The 19,734-nt window shown below is 58.0% G+C and carries 19 protein-coding genes and 1 pseudogene; 14 read left to right on the top strand and 6 right to left on the bottom strand.

The genetic code is table 11. The annotated features are described in order from the left end of the window. Positions 1-7: 7 nt before the first annotated feature. Positions 8-580: a hypothetical protein gene (locus KY495_RS20420; protein WP_219881139.1), complete on the bottom strand. Its 573-nt coding sequence runs from the start codon at positions 578-580 to the stop codon at positions 8-10. A 151-nt stretch (positions 581-731) separates the two neighbouring features. Between KY495_RS20420 and KY495_RS20425 the strand changes: the two genes are divergently transcribed. Then, on the top strand, positions 732-1,511 hold the full coding sequence (locus KY495_RS20425) for an AAA family ATPase (RefSeq protein ID WP_374041013.1): 780 nt from the start codon (positions 732-734) through the stop codon (positions 1,509-1,511). A 664-nt stretch (positions 1,512-2,175) separates the two neighbouring features. Then, positions 2,176-3,090, top strand: a pseudogene (locus tag KY495_RS24140) (S8 family peptidase); the annotation flags it as partial. Here KY495_RS24140 and KY495_RS20430 read toward each other — a convergent pair. Then, on the bottom strand, positions 3,090-4,139 hold the full coding sequence (locus tag KY495_RS20430; protein WP_219881140.1) for an IS481 family transposase: 1,050 nt from the start codon (positions 4,137-4,139) through the stop codon (positions 3,090-3,092). The pseudogene KY495_RS24140 and the gene KY495_RS20430 sit on opposite strands and share 1 nt — an antisense overlap. 211 nt (positions 4,140-4,350) lie before the next feature. On the opposite strand from KY495_RS20430, the gene KY495_RS20435 reads away from it, so the two are divergent. From KY495_RS20435 to KY495_RS20455, 5 genes are all read left to right on the top strand, one after another. Further along, positions 4,351-4,902 (top strand): hypothetical protein, encoded by a 552-nt coding sequence (locus KY495_RS20435; protein ID WP_219881141.1) that lies wholly within the window; start codon positions 4,351-4,353, stop codon positions 4,900-4,902. A gap of 155 nt (positions 4,903-5,057) precedes the next feature. Continuing rightward, the gene (locus KY495_RS20440) at positions 5,058-5,687 is read left to right on the top strand and encodes a hypothetical protein (RefSeq protein WP_219881142.1); all 630 of its coding nucleotides are present in this window, start codon (positions 5,058-5,060) and stop codon (positions 5,685-5,687) included. Then, a complete protein-coding gene (locus tag KY495_RS20445; RefSeq protein WP_219881143.1) occupies positions 5,684-7,669 on the top strand; it encodes a transposase family protein in 1,986 nt (661 codons plus the stop codon). Before KY495_RS20440 ends, KY495_RS20445 begins: the two co-directional genes overlap by 4 nt. 12 nt (positions 7,670-7,681) lie before the next feature. Further along, the gene (locus tag KY495_RS20450) at positions 7,682-8,659 is read left to right on the top strand and encodes an ATP-binding protein (RefSeq protein ID WP_219881144.1); all 978 of its coding nucleotides are present in this window, start codon (positions 7,682-7,684) and stop codon (positions 8,657-8,659) included. Positions 8,660-8,665: 6 nt separating this feature from the next. Then, the gene (locus KY495_RS20455; RefSeq protein WP_219881145.1) at positions 8,666-10,177 is read left to right on the top strand and encodes a hypothetical protein; all 1,512 of its coding nucleotides are present in this window, start codon (positions 8,666-8,668) and stop codon (positions 10,175-10,177) included. Positions 10,178-10,207: 30 nt separating this feature from the next. On the opposite strand, the gene KY495_RS24245 is transcribed toward KY495_RS20455, so the two are convergent. Next, positions 10,208-10,561 carry a site-specific integrase gene (locus KY495_RS24245; protein ID WP_219881146.1) on the bottom strand — a complete coding sequence of 118 codons (354 nt, stop codon included), beginning with the start codon at positions 10,559-10,561 and terminating at the stop codon, positions 10,208-10,210. Positions 10,562-10,616: 55 nt separating this feature from the next. On the opposite strand from KY495_RS24245, the gene KY495_RS20465 reads away from it, so the two are divergent. The 4 genes from KY495_RS20465 to KY495_RS20480 are packed head-to-tail and all read left to right on the top strand — an operon-like array spanning position 10,617 to position 13,593. Beyond that, positions 10,617-10,997 (top strand): transposase, encoded by a 381-nt coding sequence (locus tag KY495_RS20465; protein WP_229518289.1) that lies wholly within the window; start codon positions 10,617-10,619, stop codon positions 10,995-10,997. Then, a complete protein-coding gene (gene tnpB, locus KY495_RS20470) occupies positions 10,994-11,341 on the top strand; it encodes an IS66 family insertion sequence element accessory protein TnpB (protein WP_119784802.1) in 348 nt (115 codons plus the stop codon). Before KY495_RS20465 ends, tnpB begins: the two co-directional genes overlap by 4 nt. Positions 11,342-11,370: 29 nt before the next feature. Next, complete coding sequence (locus KY495_RS20475) at positions 11,371-12,942, top strand: IS66 family transposase (protein ID WP_219879846.1); 1,572 nt, start codon at positions 11,371-11,373, stop codon at positions 12,940-12,942. A 51-nt stretch (positions 12,943-12,993) separates the two neighbouring features. Then, the gene (locus tag KY495_RS20480; RefSeq protein WP_219879845.1) at positions 12,994-13,593 is read left to right on the top strand and encodes a plasmid pRiA4b ORF-3 family protein; all 600 of its coding nucleotides are present in this window, start codon (positions 12,994-12,996) and stop codon (positions 13,591-13,593) included. Positions 13,594-13,600: 7 nt separating this feature from the next. Here KY495_RS20480 and KY495_RS20485 read toward each other — a convergent pair whose 3' ends face one another. After that, entirely contained in the window at positions 13,601-14,575 is a 975-nt protein-coding gene (locus KY495_RS20485; RefSeq protein ID WP_219881147.1) for a hypothetical protein, read from the bottom strand. After that, positions 14,572-15,390 carry a hypothetical protein gene (locus KY495_RS20490; RefSeq protein WP_219881148.1) on the bottom strand — a complete coding sequence of 273 codons (819 nt, stop codon included), beginning with the start codon at positions 15,388-15,390 and terminating at the stop codon, positions 14,572-14,574. Before KY495_RS20490 ends, KY495_RS20485 begins: the two co-directional genes overlap by 4 nt. 304 nt (positions 15,391-15,694) lie before the next feature. Here KY495_RS20490 and KY495_RS20495 point away from each other — a divergent pair, with 304 nt between their 5' ends. The 3 genes from KY495_RS20495 (at position 15,695) to KY495_RS20505 (ending at position 18,206) form a co-directional block, all read left to right on the top strand. Beyond that, positions 15,695-15,928 (top strand): hypothetical protein, encoded by a 234-nt coding sequence (locus tag KY495_RS20495; RefSeq protein WP_219881149.1) that lies wholly within the window; start codon positions 15,695-15,697, stop codon positions 15,926-15,928. Between the two features lie 12 nt (positions 15,929-15,940). Then, complete coding sequence (locus KY495_RS20500) at positions 15,941-16,780, top strand: hypothetical protein (protein ID WP_219881150.1); 840 nt, start codon at positions 15,941-15,943, stop codon at positions 16,778-16,780. 158 nt (positions 16,781-16,938) lie between these two features. Beyond that, positions 16,939-18,206 (top strand): IS3 family transposase gene (locus tag KY495_RS20505; RefSeq protein ID WP_229518394.1). Its coding sequence is split into 2 segments (ribosomal slippage): positions 16,939-17,278 and positions 17,278-18,206, totalling 1,269 coding nucleotides; the frame shifts between segments, so codons are not numbered across the junction. Positions 18,207-18,232: 26 nt separating this feature from the next. Here KY495_RS20505 and KY495_RS20510 read toward each other — a convergent pair. After that, positions 18,233-19,710, bottom strand: a protein-coding gene (locus KY495_RS20510; protein ID WP_374040956.1) for an IS3 family transposase whose coding sequence is annotated in 2 segments (ribosomal slippage) — positions 18,233-19,282 and positions 19,285-19,710 — 1,476 coding nt in all. Because the reading frame shifts where the segments join, the coding sequence is not laid out codon by codon here. Positions 19,711-19,734 lie beyond the last annotated feature (24 nt).

The raw sequence follows: 19,734 nt of genomic DNA on the forward strand, positions 1-19,734 counted from the left end.
AAATATTCTAGAAAAGGGAAGATTCAGTTCGCGGCTGCGTGAATCGATTCCCCCGCCCCTCACGCAAGATTCTTAGCTTCTCTAAATAAACCAAGCCCTGCCAGCCTGGTGTGGCCAGATTGAGCCCTGGGTATTGCCGGCGGCAGTTTTCCAGGGCAGGCGACTGAGCATTGCGTTCTTCGTCACGCAGCGTATCCGAGGCGCCTCTGATAATTCGTGCAGCTTCCTCGCGCTCTCGCTGTTCTTCTTGTCTAGCGCGTAAATCCAGTGCTCGGGCATGCTCCAGTTGAAGCCGCTGTACCTCCAGCATGGCAATGAAGCGTTCAGTGTTTTCGGCTAGTAGCTGACGCTCGGCGTCGGTAAGAAGCTGGCCAGCGCTTGATCCATAAACGGGCACCGCCCCGGTGTCATAGGAGCCGTATAGGAGCTTGAAGCACTCGGAGCCGAGGACGGTGAACCGCCCATTCTCCCGCACGATGTGGATGCGTTTGTACACGCTGTGGCGACAGCCGTCGCGCTGACAAATTATCCGATCTCCTTTGTCTACCTCGACTACTGCCATCAGCTGCGCGTTCGACATCTTTTATTTTTCCAAGCAAAGACCGCCCCCGGTCATAAATGTCGACTATACAGTATAGGGTCAGGGCGTTTGCAAGTCGACTGCGCGGAATGGTTTGCGGGCGATATGCTCGGCCAAATCGCCTTAGCGCCCGATTTTTTCCGTTTTCCCTATTCGCCCCCTCTATGGTGCACCGGGGACTGGCAAGACGCAGACTGCACGATGGATCGCAGCCGAGCTCGAATTACCTTTGCTAACGGTACGATGCGATACCTTGATCAGTAGCCTGCTTGGTCAGACCAGCAAGAACCTGCGTCGGGTGTTCGACTACGTGGAGCAGCGGCCGTGCGTGCTCTTCCTCGATGAGTTCGACGCGCTGGCGTCGGCGCGCGGCAATGAGCGCGATGTGGGCGAGCTGCAGCGCGTAGTGATCGCACTGCTCCAGAACATTGATGCGTTATCCGAGAACACTATTGTCTTGGCGGCGTCCAACCACGAACGCCTGCTTGATCCGGCGGTATGGCGCCGGTTCCCATTCCAACTTCCACTGCCGCTACCGGATGAAGAGTTGCGCGAGAAGATGTGGAAGGAAATGCTCAGCTCCTTCGTCCCCGATGGCCTCGATATGGCGCCGCTGATTGCCAAGTCCGAAGGCGCATCAGGCGCGCTGATAGAGCTTGTGGTCATGGACGCCAAGAGGCACGCCATCCTTGCGGGAAAAACTCAGGTCGATTCGGCTGAGTTGTTTCGCCGCTTGGCCCTGGCCATGGCCCTGTCGCAAGGTGAGACACTGGCTTCGGTGGGCGATGAGGTCGCCTGGTTGCGTGAATGGGATGCAAAAATATTTTCGATACGGGAACTGTCTCGGCTATATTCTGTTTCGACCAGGCAAATAACCTATCTCGTCCAAGGCAAACATGGCATCCCAGGCAAATCCACCCGCAAGAGGTAACTTCAAGACTGGCAATCCCATTGCCCATGTCGCTTATCAGTCGAGGGACTTGTCCGGTGTCGTCACACCCGGCAGGGGAGGAACAGAACTCGTTCCCGTTACTCCTGAGCTACGCTACGCATTGCAGCTATCAATGGGCCAAGCTGCCGCCGCGATCGCGGCCGAAGCGTCTGTACCAGATGTTCCAGGAGTCATGGTTATACGGATGCGTGACCAGGCAGTAGCAAAAACCCATCGCCCCATGGAAGTGATAAAGGCGGCGAACATTCAATCAGCAGGTCACGCAGAGATTAACGAAATGCTTGTCGCGGTCAACGCCGCGAGCCTGGCTCAGCTCAGCAGCGTGATTGGTCAGCGCGACAGCAAGAACATCCGGGCCAATCTCTCTGCCATTGATGGCTTTGAAGCGTGGAATGCCCAGCGGCGACTCCCTAAGGCATATCGTGGCATGCCGATCGAACAGGTACTAGACAGCTTGCGCGCCCTCGAAAGGCGGCTGCTGATTAAACTGTTCGCGCATCAGACAGCGGCGACTACGCAAGTGGTCGTGGACCGGTTCAAGCAGTTGCTCGCGTTCTACAAGCTGGAATTTGCCGCCATCGATCAACGGGTTGGCCCTCCCTTGTTTTTGGTGTCGATCACGGATGCGATGACGCAGGCGGCGATGACTGCGATTTTGCAGTACCAGGGCGTGCGCAGTTTGCGGCCCGAGCCTAAGATATTGCCGGCAGCGGCGGTGTTGCCGCCGGCTCCTGTCGTTCCACTGTTCACGACAATTCCACCGCCGCCAGGGCTGCCTGTGGTGGCAGTTTTTGACTCTGGTGTCGACCCTGACGGCGTTGCGATTGGGCCCTGGGTTACCAGCCGCGATATCTACCTCTTGCCGCCCGACACCGACTATGTTCACGGTACAGCGGTTGCGTCGCTGATCGTTGACAGTGCTGGCTTAAACGGGAATCACCCTTACTTTCCGCGCGCGGCTTGTCGGGTTCACGACGTGTGCGCTCTCGAGGCAAACGGCGCATTTGAGACTGATCTGATTTTGCGCCTGCGCGAAGCGCTGGCGAAGCGGCCCGACATCAAAGTATGGAATCTTTCCTTGGGCGGGGTGCAGGTTGGCGACGACGAGTTTAGTGACTTTGGTCGCGAACTCGATGCGCTGAGCGATGCCTTTGGCGTCCTCTTTGTTATCGCAGCCGGCAACTACCTGCATTTGCCCCGCCGCGGCTGGCCAGCGGCGGACGACCCACTGACTGACCGCATCACGAGTCCCGCCGATTCTGTGCGTGGGCTGACCGTAGGCGCGATAACGCACCGAGACGATCATGCCAGTCTAGTCCGCGCCGATGAGCCTGCGCCTTATTCGCGACGGGGACCGGGCCCGGTTTACACGCCAAAGCCCGATATCGTTCACGTTGGCGGCAACGCAGATGCCAATATGCAGTCAGCTAACATCGGACTGAATGTGCTGATACCAGGGGTTGGGTTTTCATGCGGTGCCGGAACCAGTTATGCCGCACCGATCGCAGCTGCCATGGCAGCCCGTACGTGGCACAGTTTGGCCTTGCCGGGGCGTCCTTACGAAATTACTGCCTCGCCCGCGATGGTGAAGGCACTGATGATCCATAGTGCCCAGCTGTCAAGACCCGCTTGGTTATATACGCGTTTTAGGAACAGATCAGGCTTTTCTTGCTGCCATTTCTTAAGTGCCTGAATCGGCGTCTGGTGCTTTAATGCGCGTTGAGGAATGTTGTGGTTGTAAATTTTCACATAGTTTCGCAGGGCTGATTCGAGCTCGGCTGCGGAACCAAAGCGAGTCTGGTTGACGATCTCGCTGATGCGGCCGTTGAAGCGCTCCACCATGCCGTTGGTTTGCGGGCGGCGTGGCGGAATGAGTCGGTGCTCAATCTTGAGCTGCTTGCACAGGACATCGAACACATGCTTGCCACTGGGTATTCGGTTGCCGTCGGGGTCCTTTTTCTTGCTGGTAAAACGGTCTGTAAATTGACTGCCGTTATCGGTGAGCAGCTTGACGATTTTGATCGGACAGGCGGCCTTCACCTTGGACAGGAAATCGACGCTGCTACTATCGGACTGGTCGGCGTAGATGTCCATGTAGACCCAGCGGGTTGCGCGGTCGATGGCGACGAACAAATAGCGGCGCGCATCTTCGTCCGGCATCTGCGGCAAGTACTTGATGTCTATGTGCAGGTAGCCAGGTTCATAGTCCTTGAACGTCTTCGCGGCGGGCGGTTTGTCGCCTTCCTGCACGGCGACCAGATTGCGCAGGTCCGACACGCCATGGCGGCGCAGGCAACGCCCCAAGCCAGCGCGGGAGACGGCCGGGTTGATGAACTCACGTGTAACGGCCAGCAGGTCGTCAGTGGGCAGCAGAAGCGTCGTGCGCAATTCCACCACGATGAGCTCCTGCGCCGGTGTGAGCGTGGTATTCAACGTGAGGGGACAATGCGAGCCATCGAGCGGACTTTCTCGGTCCTGCCATTTGCGAATTGTCTGCCGGCTGACGTTGTAGAGTCGCGCCAGTGCCGCCTGGGACAAAGTGGACGTTCGAATTTCCTCACGTATCAGGTGGGTCGTACGGGCTTGGCTGTGCAGGGCTTGGGTCATGAAATCGGCAGTCGGTTATCGTTGGCGAACAGTGTACGCAAAACGTGCCTGGCTTTAAACAGCGGCCAGCTACGGATTGGTACATGATCCCACGAGTCGTCACACCCAGCTCAACTCTCCGGAACGCGGCATCACCGAGCGGCGATATTTTGGTGCCGGGCTGCCAGGCGACCCCGGCGCCGTCCTATACGATTCCGATTCCAGCTTCACTATGCTGTTTGAGCTGAGCATTTCGGACGCGATGAAGTGGCGTAAAGCGCCGTATCCCATCCCCGCATCTCTTTTGCACGAGGGTAAATTTCGTGGCGAAATCATCGTCACAGCGGTGTATGCGCCGCGTGTGGACGCTTCAGCAGGTGCGGAGTACGTGCGGTTTAATGTCGATGTTGGGTTTGGCACCTTCACGCCCAATCCGGAGGGCGAACCACACTTCAGGACATGCGTACCCGCACTTGGCGAAATCGGCACCACCGGATTGGAAAAAGCGCAGGTCGAGCACGGAGGAAAATGGTCACCGGTCAAAATCTACCGGCGCCGCTATCCGAAGGGCATGGCTGGCGATGTATGGGGCCTGCAGGCGACGATACTGCGCCGAGCGGGTGAGCCAGCCCTCGTCGATCCGCTATCGGTGGTTATCGCTGTGACGCTGCGTGCCCTGGATGACAACCCTAACGTCTACTCAGAGGGGCGACGGCTTCTCGCGGCGAGCAACTGGATTAGCCAAGACCTGTCGCAGCGCGTTGACGTTCCCGTGCGCACCTGATAGTTATTTTGTTCTCCAAGCCGTCTTGAACATGTCGCCTACGAACCTCAGACGGCAAAGCTGATTGAGACAGGGCGCAGCATCCAATCGTGCGCCGTCACTGCACCGTTAGCATAATCTCTAACTTCTGATCGGCGAAAATCGGTGAGGTTGCTATGTGTGCTGCGCCCCGCTTCACGGAACCCACCTATAACAGGCGGCCGTACGGCTGCCACCGCTACGATGTCTTTTCGCCCAAGCTTCAACGCCGCGTCACACTTTTTGGCAAACAGTCTCTCGGCTTATGGACCACGCTGGAAGCGAGCTCACAGGTACTGAGCTACTGTGAGCGGCCACAGCTCGTGCCGGACGCCAAGCCAATACGCGCGTTCGATTTCTGGGTGAAGCGCAAGGACGGCGAAGAATTCCTTCTCCTGTTACGGCCGGGGGAGAAAGCCAACGCGACGGGTGTTGCATTGCTGGCTGACTCTGTTGTTCTGGGTGCGCTGGTGCGATGCGTCGATCCAGATGACCTAGCCGAGCATGCGATCGCATTGAACAACTGGGGCGTGATAATCCGGGATCTCGGTGCGTTCGAGCGCTTCATTCCGCTGCAGCTCAGCCAGGCCATTAAGTCTAACCTGGGCGCCGGTAAGTCAATCATGCAGCTGCAGAAAGAACACGGCGACAGTGACAGTTCTCTCGTCAAACTGGCGATCTATTCCTTGCTGCATAAAGGTCTGGCGCGCTCGCCCCAACTGGGTACGGAAGTTCTTGGGCCCGCTCATCTGATTGAGCCGGCATGAGCCGGGACGCTACAGAGCGTTTTGATCACCATAGCCTTTGCCAAAGCGCGCCAGTCGTTGCACTATGGCCGGGCGCCGACGCATCGCATCTAGCCGCAGGTGATAGGCTTGCCTTTGACTCATTATCTGCGGCCCTTGCCGACCTTTTTGGCAACCATGACCTCAGTGTCACCGCCATTTTGGCGAAGCATCAGGTCAGCAGAGGAAAGCTTTATCACACCGCTCCTCGCTGCCTGAAAAAACACCCGGACGGGCGGATCTACGGCTTTCGCGCCGCACTGCCGTACATGCATATCAAAGAATATGAGCGCCAGGCGCCTGCGATTGTACAGCCCTACGAGCAAGCCGGCTGTGCAGGAATCTTCGGCCAGCTCCTGCGCCAATATCCATCGCTAGAGAAGCTAATACGCGGCCTGGTTCGTCGCCGATCCAAGCGGGTGGTCGTGGGAGGGCAGGTGCGCCAGCCAATCAGCGACATACACGTCCAGTTCATCGAAAAATGCCGCCAACTAGGCATCGCCGAGACCAGTTATCCGTTCAACGTTAAACGGCTCGCCTTCCGTGCCCTGCAAGCGTTCGTCCACGACCTTTCACTTGAGGATTTCGACATGTCAGTCGCACATGCAGGAGGGACCAAATCCGGTGCCGCTGCACATTGGGAGGAGCAGGCCCCCGCGGCTACGCGGGCATTTGAAGTTGTAGAGTTTGACGGACACAAGATGGACCTGAGGCTGACGGTCACTTTGATAGATCCTTTCGGGATGGAGCGGACACTTGAGCTCCATCGAATCTGGATCCTCGTCTTGCTTGATGTTTTTAGCAGAGCTGTCATCGGGTACCACATCGCTCTGGGCAAAGAATATAACAAGGACGACGTCGCCGCTGCGTTGCAGTGCGCCTTGACTCCTGCCGTTGCACGGACCTACCAAATCCCCGACATGTGCGTGAAGGAGGGGGGAGGTTTCCCGTCTCAGCATATTGTCGAAACCGAGTTCGCTTGCTGGGACTGGTTCAGGATGGACGGCGCTAAATCGCATCTTGCTGAAGATACTTTGTCCCGGCTGAACCAAATTGTAGGGTGCTGGACCGACAACGGACCTCCTGCATCCCCCAACGCGCGGCCCTACATCGAACGGTTCTTTCATGTGATAGCGCGGCACTTTGCCCATCGACTTCCCAGCACTGTGGGAAGCGACCCTGAATCGATCGAGAAAGCGCTATCGGACCCGGGAGGCAATATCCACCTGACCGTCGAACTGACTGAACTTGAGGACATGGTACATGTCGTGCTATCGAACTATAACGGCACGGCACACAAAGGCACGGGAGCCCGAACCCCTCTTGAGGCTATGGCCTACTCGGTTCGCTCATCACCGGGCTTTCTCAGGACACTGCCAACACCAATCCGCAGCAATCTGTGCCTGATGCAGGAGGCAAGGATAGCGACGATTAAAGGATCTACTTTTAAAGGTGTGCGCCCCCATGTCAACTTCGCTCATGTCCGCTATTCCAGCCCAGTATTAAGCACCAATGCCGCTCTCATTGGACGTAAGGTACGGATTTATTACGATGTACGGGATGTGCGAGCAATCAAGGCATTTTTCGAAGATGGCAGCGAGCTAGGCGTGCTTACTGCTACACGCCCATGGAATATTACGCCGCACTCGCTTCGGGTCCGCCAGGAGATTCACCGACTTCTCGCCGAACGCAAGCTGCGCGTGGGCCCTGAGGACTGTCCAATTGGCGCATGGACACGGATGAAATGGAAGGAGTGCCGCACCAGCAAGCGCGCCGTGAACGCCCTGGCCAAAGCTAACGTCAAGGCCCCAGCCCCGGCGGCTGTGGAAGCTTCGATGCCAGCTCAACAGAACGCACTGACTACCGGCGTATCCGACGAGGTCAATGCAGTTAATCAGCCCGCGCCTGATAACGCGGTGGTCGTACCAACACCAATGCAAATTCGCCGCACGATCATCTTTTGATCAGGAGCCCCCATGTCCGCTGTTGAAACCAGGCCGATTCCGCTCGATAGGCACCCGATCACGCTGCACCAATACATTGTCGCCACTCCTAGCATTGATGCGCTAATCCGCAAGATAAAGCAGCTCATTCGCATGCATACGCCTGGAGCGATCATTTTCGCGTATCCCCGGTTCGGGAAAACCTATGGGATCCGGTATGTAAAGAATTCGCTACAGTACGACTATCCGGGAGTGGTTTGCCTGAGCTGCGGCACAGAGGCCAAGAAGAACCCGTCCGAGGACGCATTTTTCACCACGCTGCTCGAGGCAGCTGGGCACCCAGGCGCTTTAACGGGGACGGTCACGCGAAAACGCCGGCGGCTGCTGGAGCGAATCATGGAACTTGTCGATGCATCGGGCTACAACTGGTTTGTCATGTTCGCCGATGAAGCCCAGCGGCTTGAGGTCATGGAGTACGAGTGGCTCCGTGACGTTCACGACTGTTTGGAGCGTCGCGGCGTACGGATGATCACGCTGCTTGTGGGCCAACCGCAACTGCTCAATCAGAAGTCCGCGTTTCGCCAGAGTAGCCACACACAGATCGTGCTTCGCTTTATGATCAGCGAAATGCGCTTTGACGGCTTGAAGGATGCAGACGCGCTTGCCGCCTGCCTGCGGGGTTATGACGAGGCAGTCCATCCGCCTCAATCCGACTGGACATTCACGCGCTTCTTTTTCCCCTTGGCTTACCAGCATGGCTTTCGCCTTCTTAGCGAGGCGCGAACTGTATGGCAAGCGTTTGCACGTGCTCATGAACAGTCAGGATTAAAAGTATCGATGGAGATTCCGATGCAGTATTTTGCGCATGCCGTGGAGATTGCGCTGGAGACGAACATGGCACAGGACCATTCCACTTTTCAGTTCACGCCCGATATGTGGGATTTTGCAGTGGCCGAATCGTTATACGTTGAGGCCCTCACCGAACTTCATCTCGGCATGGCTTCTCACTAGCTCGACATGGCTTCCAAACGAATACTCGTCGATACCTACAGCCAGGTTGAGAACCAATGGTGTTGGCGCGACCAGTGGGCCGTCTTGGGTGAATCAGCATGGACGTTACTCTACAAATTCGCTCGCCTCAATCAGCTAACGGCGCGCGAATTCATGGAACTGGCAATCAGCCGCACGTGCCGCCGCCGCGTCGCCATCTGCACTAAACCCATGGTCGACCTGAGGGAAGATGACGTCTTTGACTTGGCCGTCTTGTCGCAGATGTTCCGCATGCCGCTTAAAGCGGTACGCAGTGCTTTTCTCTATTCACTGGTTCCAGGAAGCGTTTTACGTTCTTGTAGTCACTTACGCTGGTGTCAGCAATGTCTTGACCGTGGCTTTCATTCCCCGCTTTTCCAACTTCGCTGTACCCGTACATGTCCGATCCACCAGGTGGACCTCCTCGAGCATTGCATGACGTGCAAGCGCCCGATACCATATCAAATCAGCTCGCATTTTTTCCTGAAGCCGTTTAGTTGTCCCCATTGCGCGACTGCGCTCGCTCCAGCGTTAGCAGTTGACCGTCCCGTCATTCGCCAGATGACAAAAGGCGAGGCGTCAAGTATGACATTTTTGCTCCGCTTTCATCGCGGGGCGGACGCCGATATTGTTTCGAACACCGATGCGGAGCGCCTCTTTGCTGGCATAACCACCCTGGGGATTTCCCATGTTCCACTCGCTCAGACTGATATCGACATGCATTTCGCCGGCTTTATCGCAGCGGTGCTTGAAAGGATCAGGCCGTCGCAAACACGGCGGGGGAAAGGGCTGCGCCGTGTGCAGTTAGACGTGCATGAGTGCGGCTGCGCTGCGTCATGCTCAGCGCTGGACGACGACCGCGACGAATACTACGATGAGGACAATATTGCGGCGCAACGCGCGCTGAGTGCGTCACAACAGCGATATGACGACCTTGTGGCCGTGTACAAGGCACTACGGCGCCGCCTTTGGCGAAAGCAGCTGGGCACACACAAACGCTGCGCGATCACGGCTGCGAGAGCCTTGTGGTGGGACCTTCGAGGCGAGAGGACAAAAGGTTTCTGCTCGGAGGCACAAGCGTTTCTTCAATGGAGGATGCTATGGGAGGGAAGTGGAACTCCGCGCACGCTGATGACCGCGCCGTCGAAAGACTATTTTGGAATTTTAGGTTGGCACCTTGCCCGCCGCGTTCCAATGCCCGCATATTGGTCGCCGCAGACTAAAGCATGGGTGACGCGCCGCATCTTCGCCTCCACCTTGATAGACTCGTTTGCGCGCCTGCTTCACCAGACCAGGCACGCTCTCAGTGGCGAGGAAGTAGAGTGGATGGAGCGGTGCAACCCGATTTACCTTGATTGCCTGTGGGCAGTCACGGGCAGCGACTGCCGCGACGAACCGGCGCGTCTCTATACGGAATCTATTGAGTACGGCGTCGGCCGTGCCTTCAAAAAAGCACACTGGGCACGACACCTGGCACAAGTTTCACAACTTCGACGCTAGGCGGCAGAGAAATGTGAGGGGGACGCCCGGCTAACTGGGCAATGCATTTTCCCGCGCTAAAAGTCCCGGCTCAGCCTGTTCGGAGGCGCGAATCAAGTCAAGCGCCTGCTGTTCAGTGTAGATCATGGTGGTACCGATATCGCGATGGCCCAGCCAGCCGGCCACAGTGCGCAGATCGTGGCCAGTCATCAGTGCAGCCTTAGCAAAAGTGTGTCGAAGCCAATGGGGCGAGGCGGCAAGGATTTGTTCGCGACGTGCCATGTCGCCAACGGAAGCCAGAAAATCCGCTGTCTGCGCGATGCGGCCCTTGACGATCGCGTACAGGCTATGTCGGGAGGTTAGGGGTAAGCGTGACGCCAGCACCGTCTGGACGCAAGTAGGCATGCCCGCCAAAGTAGTTCCCACTACTTTTATGATGGGAACTACTTTGGATACTGAAATGAAGCCGGGAAACCGGAAAGGGCGGCCGAACTATCCGGTCGAGTTCAAGCGGCGCCTTGCCGCTGCGGCGTGCGAAGCCGGGGTGTCGGTTTCGAAGCTTTCGATGGCCAACGGCGTCAACGCCAACATGGTGTTCAAGTGGCGCCGCGAGTATCGCGCAGGTCTCTTTGACAATATACCGGACGCAAGCACAACGTTGCTGCCGGTCGTTATTGCGGATACTCCGTTGATGGTGGCGCCGGCGGTGATCGCCCAAGCGGCGTCGCCTGCCGCCAACCTGAGCACGGTCGAGATCATCTTCGCCGACGCGGTCGTGCGTGTTCACGAGGGCGTCGACGCTGCGCTGCTCAGAACGATCTTCCAGAGTCTGCGACCATGATCGGGCTGCCGGCGGGCACACGTATCTGGATCGCTGCAGGCTTCACGGATATGCGCTGCGGCTTTAACGGCCTGGCGGCCAAGGTGGAGAGTGCGTTGCTGGACGACCCATTCAGCGGCCACGTGTTCGCGTTCCGTGGTCGGCGCGGCAACGTCATCAAGTTGCTGTGGTCCAGTGGCGATGGCCTGTGCATGTTCGCCAAGCGCCTCGAGCATGGCCGCTTCGTCTGGCCGCAAGCAACCGACGGCAAGGTCCATCTGACGCCGGCCCAACTGTCGATGCTCCTCGAAGGCATCAACTGGAAACAGCCCGAACGCACCGCGCCCCTCATGTCGGTGTTGTAAACGTTTAAACATGCGCGTAAACTGCGCGCATGCCTTCCAGCCCTACCTCACTTCCCGACGATATCGAAGCCTTAAAAGCGCTGCTGCTGCAGCGCGACGGCGAAGTGCAACAACTGCGCGATACCGTCACGACGCTGGAGCAGGCCCTCAATGTCCGCTCTCTCGAAATCGAGCAGCTCAAACTCCAGTTGGCAAAGCTCAAGCGAATGCAGTTTGGCCGCAAGTCCGAGAAGCTCGACCGCAAGATCGAACTGCTGGAAACGCGGCTGGAGGATCTCATTGCCGAGGATGGCGCCGGCGAGCAGAAAGCGACATTGCCCGCTGCGCACGCGCGCAAGGTTGCGCGCCAGCCGCTGCCGGTGCATCTACCGCGCGAAGACAATATCATTGAGCCGCCGGACCAGGCCTGCTCCGAATGCGGTGGCAAACTCAAGCCCTTGGGCGAGGATGTATCCGAGCAGCTTGAGCTCATCAATTCGGCCTTCAAGGTAATTCGGCATATACGCCGCAAGAAGGCATGCGCCTGCTGCGATCACATCGTGCAGGCGCCAGCGCCTAGCCGCCCCATCGAACGCGGCATCGCAGGACCAGGCTTGCTGGCGCACATACTCGTCGCCAAGTTCGCCGACCATCTGCCACTGTACCGCCAGTCCGCCATCTACGCACGTGACGGCGTCGAGCTTGATCGTTCCACGATGGCGCGCTGGGTAGGTGCGTGCGGGGCCCTGATGCGCCCCCTGGTCGACGCACTGCAGCGCTACGTGCTCCAGCCCGGCAAGATCCATTCGGATGACACGCCGATGCCTGTGCTTGCGCCGGGGAACGGCCAAACCAAGACAGCACGCCTGTGGGTCTACGTGCGCGACGACAGGCGCTCCGGCTCGACTGCGGCGCCGGCCGCATGGTTCGCCTATACGCCGAATCGCCAAGGCCAGCATCCACAGTCGCACCTGGCCAACTTCACTGGGGTTCTACAGGCCGACGCGTTTCCAGGCTACGATAAAATCTTCGCCGATGGCCGCGTGCGCGAAGCAGCGTGCATGGCGCATGCGCGACGCAAGATCCATGATCTGCATGCGCGCAAGGCGACCGTGACAACGACAGAAGCGTTGCGGCGGATCGGCGAACTGTACGCAATCGAAGAACAGATCCGCGGCCAGCTGCCTGATCATCGACAGCGAATACGGCAAGCACAAGCGCGGCCTTTGCTCGACGACTTTGAAGTATGGTTGCGGGCACGGCTGCTCACACTATCGACCCAGTCCGACACTACGAAAGCCATAAACTACTTGCTCAATCAGTGGCAGGCGCTGGTGTACTACTGCGAAGATGGCTTGGCCGAGATCGACAACAACATCGCCGAGAACGCGTTGAGAACCTGCTGCCTTGGCCGCAAGAACTTCTTGTTCATGGGCGCAGACAGCGGCGGCGAGCGCGCTGCAACGATGTACTCGCTGATCGTCAGCGCCAAGCTCAACGGCATCGATCCGCAGGCTTATCTACGCCATGTGCTGGCCCACATCGCCGACTATCCGGTCAATCGGGTTGAAGATTTGTTGCCGTGGAATCTGGCTGATAAACTGAGCACTGTCAGCGCGTAGTTGTAACGTCACATCCGGTGATGGTAATTGCGCGCATTGAACGAAACTCTCATGGCCAAGAAAAATATCGTCATCACTTTGCGCATCAGCATCGCAGACATCACGCCGCCAATCTGGCGCCGTATCGTCGTCGACGGCGACCTCAGCTTGCGTGCGCTTCATCACATCATCCAGGCCGCGTTTGGCTGGACCGACGCCCATCTTCATGAGTTTCGTGTTGAGGGCCGCACCTACAGCATGCTTGACAACGAGCATGTTCTTGAGGGCAGCTACGACAGCGACGAGGAAATGTTCGATGACCGAAAAGGAAAGCTGAATCGATTGCTGTACACCGGCCAGCGCTTCACCTACCAATACGATTTCGGGGACAGCTGGCAGCATGAAATTCACGTCGAAAAAATTGAGCAACGTCCAGAGCCAATGGGCAGTGCCTATATCATCGATGGCAAGCGCGCATGCCCGCCTGAAGACGTCGGCGGCATCGGCGGCTACGACGACTTCCTCACGACACTGCGGGACGAACCGAAGAGCCAGGAAGCAAAGGACTATTTGAGATGGGTGGGCGGCAGCTTCGACGCAGAGGCCTTCGATCAGCGAATGGCGAACGCGACGCTGCTGCGCATGGCTTGGAATGGCTGGGGCCGGAAGTAAGCGGGCGTCAAGACGGTACTGATGCCACGCTTACGGTTAGGGCGCGCCAGGCGCCAAAATCACGTCGTGCTGCCATCGACTTGATTGCCAGGCCGCCTGAGGTGGTTACACCCTTGCGAGTGCGGGGCGACAACAATAGTGGAGTCTCGTCCGACGGCAATGGAAGTGCGGTCAGTCCAAACGCCTTTCGGTACGCCATCAAGGCCACGAGTGCAGTCTTCGTCACTGGGATCTTGCGCTCGATGTTGCCTTTGGCGGTCTCTTGTTCAATATGCATGATCCAGTATGTGTGGCCTGACTTGGGATCGGACAGTGGCTGAAACGCGCCCATGGTCGCTTTGATGAATTCGGTCGTACGCAGTCCCAGTTCACGCAATCCAATCAACACAAATCTGTCGCGCACGTAGCGCTGCCGCTGCTCGAATGTGAGCTTTTCCTCAGCTTCCATGGTTTCGAGCACCACCCCGTATAAATCAAGGGGCACGGCACGGTTTGCGTTCACTTTGCGCTGAGTGCCGGCGCCGTGGAAACCCATAGGGTTCATCCCAATGTAGCCCACCTCCCGCCAGGCACGGTACATGGCGTGCACGCAGCGTTGCAGGTCGGACTGGCTGCTGGCCGACGGCTTGCAGCGAAACGGCGTGTATCCAGCCTCGTCAGCACGGGCAAACCGGTAGCCATCATGCGCGCATATGGCGGTTTCCGGTAAGTCTCTCAAATATTCGAAGAATGCGGTGACATCAGGCATGACCCAGCGTGATGGCGGCTTTCCTGCGACGTTGTCACAGTACCACCGCAGTTTGGCCAGGTGATAACGGTACGTCGCGACGGTTTCAGGGGATCCTTTTTTGGGACGGCTCCCGATTGCCCGGAGCCAGACTTCTGCAGCTTCCCAATCGTCGGCGACTACGCCCAAACCATGCTGCGGCCGTGCGACCTCTACGGTGACTGACGACGCCACCATCGGTGCAATGCTACTCATGTATGTTCCTTCGCAACCGCTAATGCCGCTGCCAGGTTAGCCCGCCGCATGGTGTCCAGCGTCTGTGCATCGCGGGCCTGCTGCAGCTCCAGATTCGCACAGCGCTCCTTCCAGGTCCTCACTTCACCACGCGCATCGTCAATGCTCATCAATGAAAACTTTCTCATTTCGTCACCACTTTGCACCATCTTGTCGATAATCTGGGTCAGCTGATCATTCTTTTCGCGCAAAGCTTCGCATTCAATGCGATATTGTTCAGCACTTGTACGGGCCGCCGCCGACTCAGCGGCTGCGGTGGTGGCCAGGCTACGGAGAAGGGTGAGCTCTCGCTCAGCTTGCTCTAGCGCATGCTGAAAGTAGTCGAGCTGAGCGTTCTGCATATGCTCGGCAGTACCGAGGACGGCGCTCATTTTCCGATCGAGAGCCGCAATAGCGGCATTCGTCGTCAGCATTGAAGCGTCGGGCTCGGTGAACTCAGGCGGATCGGTGGCCGGTACAACACGCCTATGAAGCAACTGTTCAGCCTGTTGCCTCTCGCGCGCCAACGTGGCCATCGAAGGCCGTCTCTGGGGCGAATACGCATCCATCAGTCTCCGATAGATTTCTGGGCTGAACAGACGGCCTGTTGCCCCAAACACCAATGCAATGAACGAGCGGACGTAAGGCCGGTGGCTACGCGCGTCGATTGGAATGGTCGCATCAAGCTCCATAACGCCGCGGGCGATGTGTGCTGCTTGCTGGTCGGTAAGCTGGAACGGAGGGCGCGGCATAAAAAAACGAGGTTGAGCAGTGATAATAACCGTTATAAATATCACGGTCAATCGTGTGTAATCAACTTAGTCCGAGCTAAGTTGAGTAGATTTAATGGACGGTTTTTTTGCGTCAGCGCCCGCATTCCTGGCCCACTTTGAAACTATTACGGTGTAAGAGGGGGGAAGTCCCACGCCTGGTGGGCGCCTTTCCGGTTTCGGTGGCGACGCCCTGTCGTGCACCCTTGTGCTGGGCAATAAATGGATATAGAGCAGGCGTTTCCCCCTGCACGCTATGGGCGCGACGCGTAAGGTGTGGAAAATGTGCGTCTTATGTGTAAAATCCGCACATACCGGTCCGGAGAGTTAAATGAACACTACTACAAAAAATCGCGGCGCCGTTCGGGTGAGCTGCGAGATGTCGCCGCAGCTCAGCGCAAGGTTGATAGAGATTGCTGAAGCGTCACACTTGAGCGTGTCGGACGTGTTGCGTCGCGCCGTCGCCCTCATTGACCTCGCTTACCAAGCCAAACTGGATGGGCATAAGCTTGGTCTGTTAGATTCCAACCGCGTCCTCATAACCGAATATACGAACGTTCTTTGAGAGACTAACCCTATGCTTCCGCCTGTGAATTCAAGACTCCGTTCCGATGGCTTCGGTAGCGCTCGAATACCGCCCAGTGTTTTGATTTTGGAGGTCAAGCGGAAACGGCAAGATCAGAATGAAGAATTGCTGGAGTGGGTGCTTGTCGAAAGGCGAGAGGAGGTAGAACGCGATGGGAAGACCGGCAAGGTCCACCGTGCTAAGGTATGCATCTACTATTGGGATCTGAGCGGTCAGGGAGATGCGAACGATGTTCCCAGCGGGGACTTTTTAGGAAGCTATGATGCCAGATGGAATACGGTATCCCTCACAGCCGGTGCGCTAGATACCGGAGGATACGTTCTCATTGAACCGTGTCGGCTACGAAGCGCCCGCCTTGGCACCTATCTGATGAATACGATTGTTGCGTGGGCAAAGCAATGGCCAGACGCACAAGTCAGGGAGGTCAAATTGCTTTCAAGCGACGCCAACGGAGAGAACCGTGTGCGTAGGAATCGGTTCTATCGCCAGTTCGGCATAGAATTCGATTTCATCGACGACGATGAAAGCGCAGGCGTCTCACGACCTATGCTCGCTCAAGCTTTGACCACAACCACATCCTGGGAAGAATCGATTACAGAGCACAATCTGGTCACTCACGCGAGACAGACCGCTTCGGCAGTAAAAGCACTGAAAGCCGATTTACGTTTTGTTCGGCAAGACCTTAAGAAAACGTCGCGGGAGTTAGGCCAAGCGTACCAATATCCGTTTCGATGGCTGTTCCAACGTGTTGTGAACGACAATTGGCCGCGAACAATATCTGCCACGGTGATCATAACTGTTCTCGGCTTCGCTGCACTGAAGCTTACGTGACTACGAGTTCACAATCTCTCTCGAAGGATTTCTAACTCTACTTTTTGCTTGTCGATTTCCATGAATCGAAATAATCCCAGCGAAGTGCTGAGATAGCCCCCTGATTCACCAGACACAGCCTATGCGTTATTCTTACGGATAGGAATAGGACTGTGTTTATGACTAGGAACAAGCAAACAATCGAAGTGGTGACGGTATCCCAGGAGCGCCGCAGGCGCTGGTCTGCCGATGAAAAAGCGGCGCTGGTACGCGAGACATACGAGCCCGGAATGAACGTGTCACTGGTGGCCCGCAAGCATGGCGTTGGGGCCAGCCAGCTGTTCAATTGGCGCAAACTCGAACGCGAAGGCGCACTCACCGCGGTCACCGCGGGTGAGTCGGTGGTGCCGGCCAGCGAACTGGCTGCCGCCCGTGCCCAGATCGCCCAGCTGCAGCGCATGCTCGGCAAGAAAACGATGGAAGCGGAGATCTTGAAGGAGGCAGTCGAGTTCGCTCGCGAAAAAAAGTGGATTGCGCGCTCGCCCTTGTTGGGCAAGGACGACCAGTGAAGCCGGTCTGTTCTGCTCTGGGCGTGGCGCGCTCTCACGTTACGCTGATGCTGGCACGTTCTGCCGACTGGGTCGACGGTCGTACGGTACAAACGTTCCACCAGCCTGCCGATGCCATTCTGGTCGACGCTGTGCGCGCCGAGATCACCGCGCTGCCGACCTATGGTTACCGCCGGGCCGGCGCTCTGGTCAACCGCACGCGCGCCTTGATGGGCCTGCAAGCGATCAACCACAAGCGCTTTTACCGAGTGATGAAGGAATACCGACTTCTGCTGCAGAAGGCGCCAAAGCGGCCGGTCAGCGGTCGCGTGCACGATGGCGTCGTTGGCGTCGCCGAACCGAATCAGCGCTGGTGCTCGGACGGCTTCGAGATCGCTTGCGACAACGGCGAAGTCGTCACTGGCGTGTTCATGAAGGATTGCTGCGACCGCGAGATCATTGCGTGGCGCGCATGGGCTGAACGGGGCCTGCCGGGCGAGCCGGTGCGTGACATGCTGGTGGAAGCGGTCGAAGCGCGATTTGGCCAGGCGAGCGTTGGCGAGACGAGGCTGGAGTTCTTGAGCGACAACGGTGGCGCCTACCGCGCCCACGAAACGCATGCTCTGGCGCGGGAGATGGGCATCGAGCCGGTACACACACCGGTGTGCAGTCCGCAGTCGAACGGTATCGCCGAGAGCTTTGTGAACACGTTTAAACGGGACTACGTGAGCATGATGGACCGCAGCAACGCCGAAGTCGTTCTCGCTCAACTGCCAGACGCCTTTACCCATTTCAATGAGGTTCATCCGCACTCATCGTTGAAGTTAAAATCGCCTCGCATGTTCAGGAGGGAGCTGGCACGCCCGGAGCGTGTCAATGATTTTGAAACACCTGGTTGAATTGGTGAGAGTCTAAATCTCGGATCTCAGGCAGCTTTCGTCTCCATCGCCGGTGGGTTAATCCATGCTGCCGTTGGTAGCTTCTGCGGCTGCGGCATGCGGTGTTTGAAACGGTTCGGCGTGCGCTGGAATGCATCTGCCAGAGTGGCTTGTCGTTGCTTGCGTACTTCGATCGCGCGACCGGTGTGGACGCTCTCGGGCGTCATCATTCCGATGCCGGAATGGCGATGCTGCTGGTTGTACCAAGTGAAGAACGTGGCGCAGTGAGCGCGCGCGTCAGCCAGCGAGCCAAAACGTGCTGGGAATCCGGGCTGGTACTTCATGGTCTTGAACTGCGCCTCCGAGTACGGGTTGTCGTCGGAGACGTAGGGCCTGCTGTGCGACTTGGCGATGCCTAGATCGGACAGCAGCGTGGCCACTGGCTTAGAGCGCATGCTGCTGCCTCGGTCGGCATGCAACGTCAGCGCGCCCGGCGAGATGCATTCCTTAGCGGCGGTGTTGGCGATGAGTTGCTCGGCCAATTCGGCGGTTTCCTGCTCGGCCACCATCCAGCCGACGACGTAGCGGCTGAAGATGTCGAGTATGACGTACAGATGGAAACAGGTTCCTCTGACCGGCCCCTTCAGTTTCGTGATGTCCCAGCTCCAGACTTGATTGGGCACCACGGCCAGCAGCTCGGGCTTGGCGTACTCTGGATGGCGTAGTTGGTTGCGCCGCTCGCGCACGGCGGCGCAGCCCTGCAGCAAGCGATACATGGTGCGTACCGAGGCCACATAGCGCCCTTCGTCGAGCAACTGGGCGTGGATGGCTGCAGGCGCGCAATTGGCGAAGCGCGGGCTGTTGAGCACGTCAAGTACGACGCGGCGCTCCAGTTCCGACAGCGCCAGCGGAGGCCGCCTCGCTGGTGCTGTCGCGACAGGGGGCGGCAACAGGCAGATGTGGCGCGCGGCGCGGTCGCGATACAGGGCGCTGCGTGGCAGACGCAAGGCGCGACACGCAGCGGCCAGGCCGACCTGCTCACCCAGGCTGTTGGCGGCATTAATCACTTCGGCTCGCTCGGTGTGTCGCTGGTGCTCAGACCCAGCAGAGTGGAAAGTTTTTTTTGGACGTCGATAATCAAGTCGGCCTTGACCAGCTTCGCGCGCAGGCGTTCTACTTCTTTTTCCAGCTCCAGCACGCGCCGCGTCTGGGCGGCAGCGGGATCAGCTTTTGGGCCGCGCTTGCGCTCCAGAGCGGCGACCTCGCCTGCAGCTTGACGCTGCTTGCGCCACGTCGCCAGGTGGGACGAGTAGATGCCTTCCCGACGCAGCAACGCGCCGATGTCGCCGGGCGCCACGCAGGCGTCAGCGGCGGCCAGAATGCGCAGTTTCTCGGCCTTGGAGAAAGCGCGCCGCTTGGCAGTTGGGACGACCTCGGGGTCTGGCCGTTGCGCTTCGGAAGGCGACACGTCGGTGGTGTCCGGGGGAGCTACTGGAGTGCTAATTTGATGCTTTCGGTTGTGCATTTGGGGACCTACCGCTGTACTCTA

The sequence above is a fragment of the Massilia sp. PAMC28688 genome, from assembly GCF_019443445.1.
GTDB lineage: Bacteria > Pseudomonadota > Gammaproteobacteria > Burkholderiales > Burkholderiaceae_D > Telluria_A.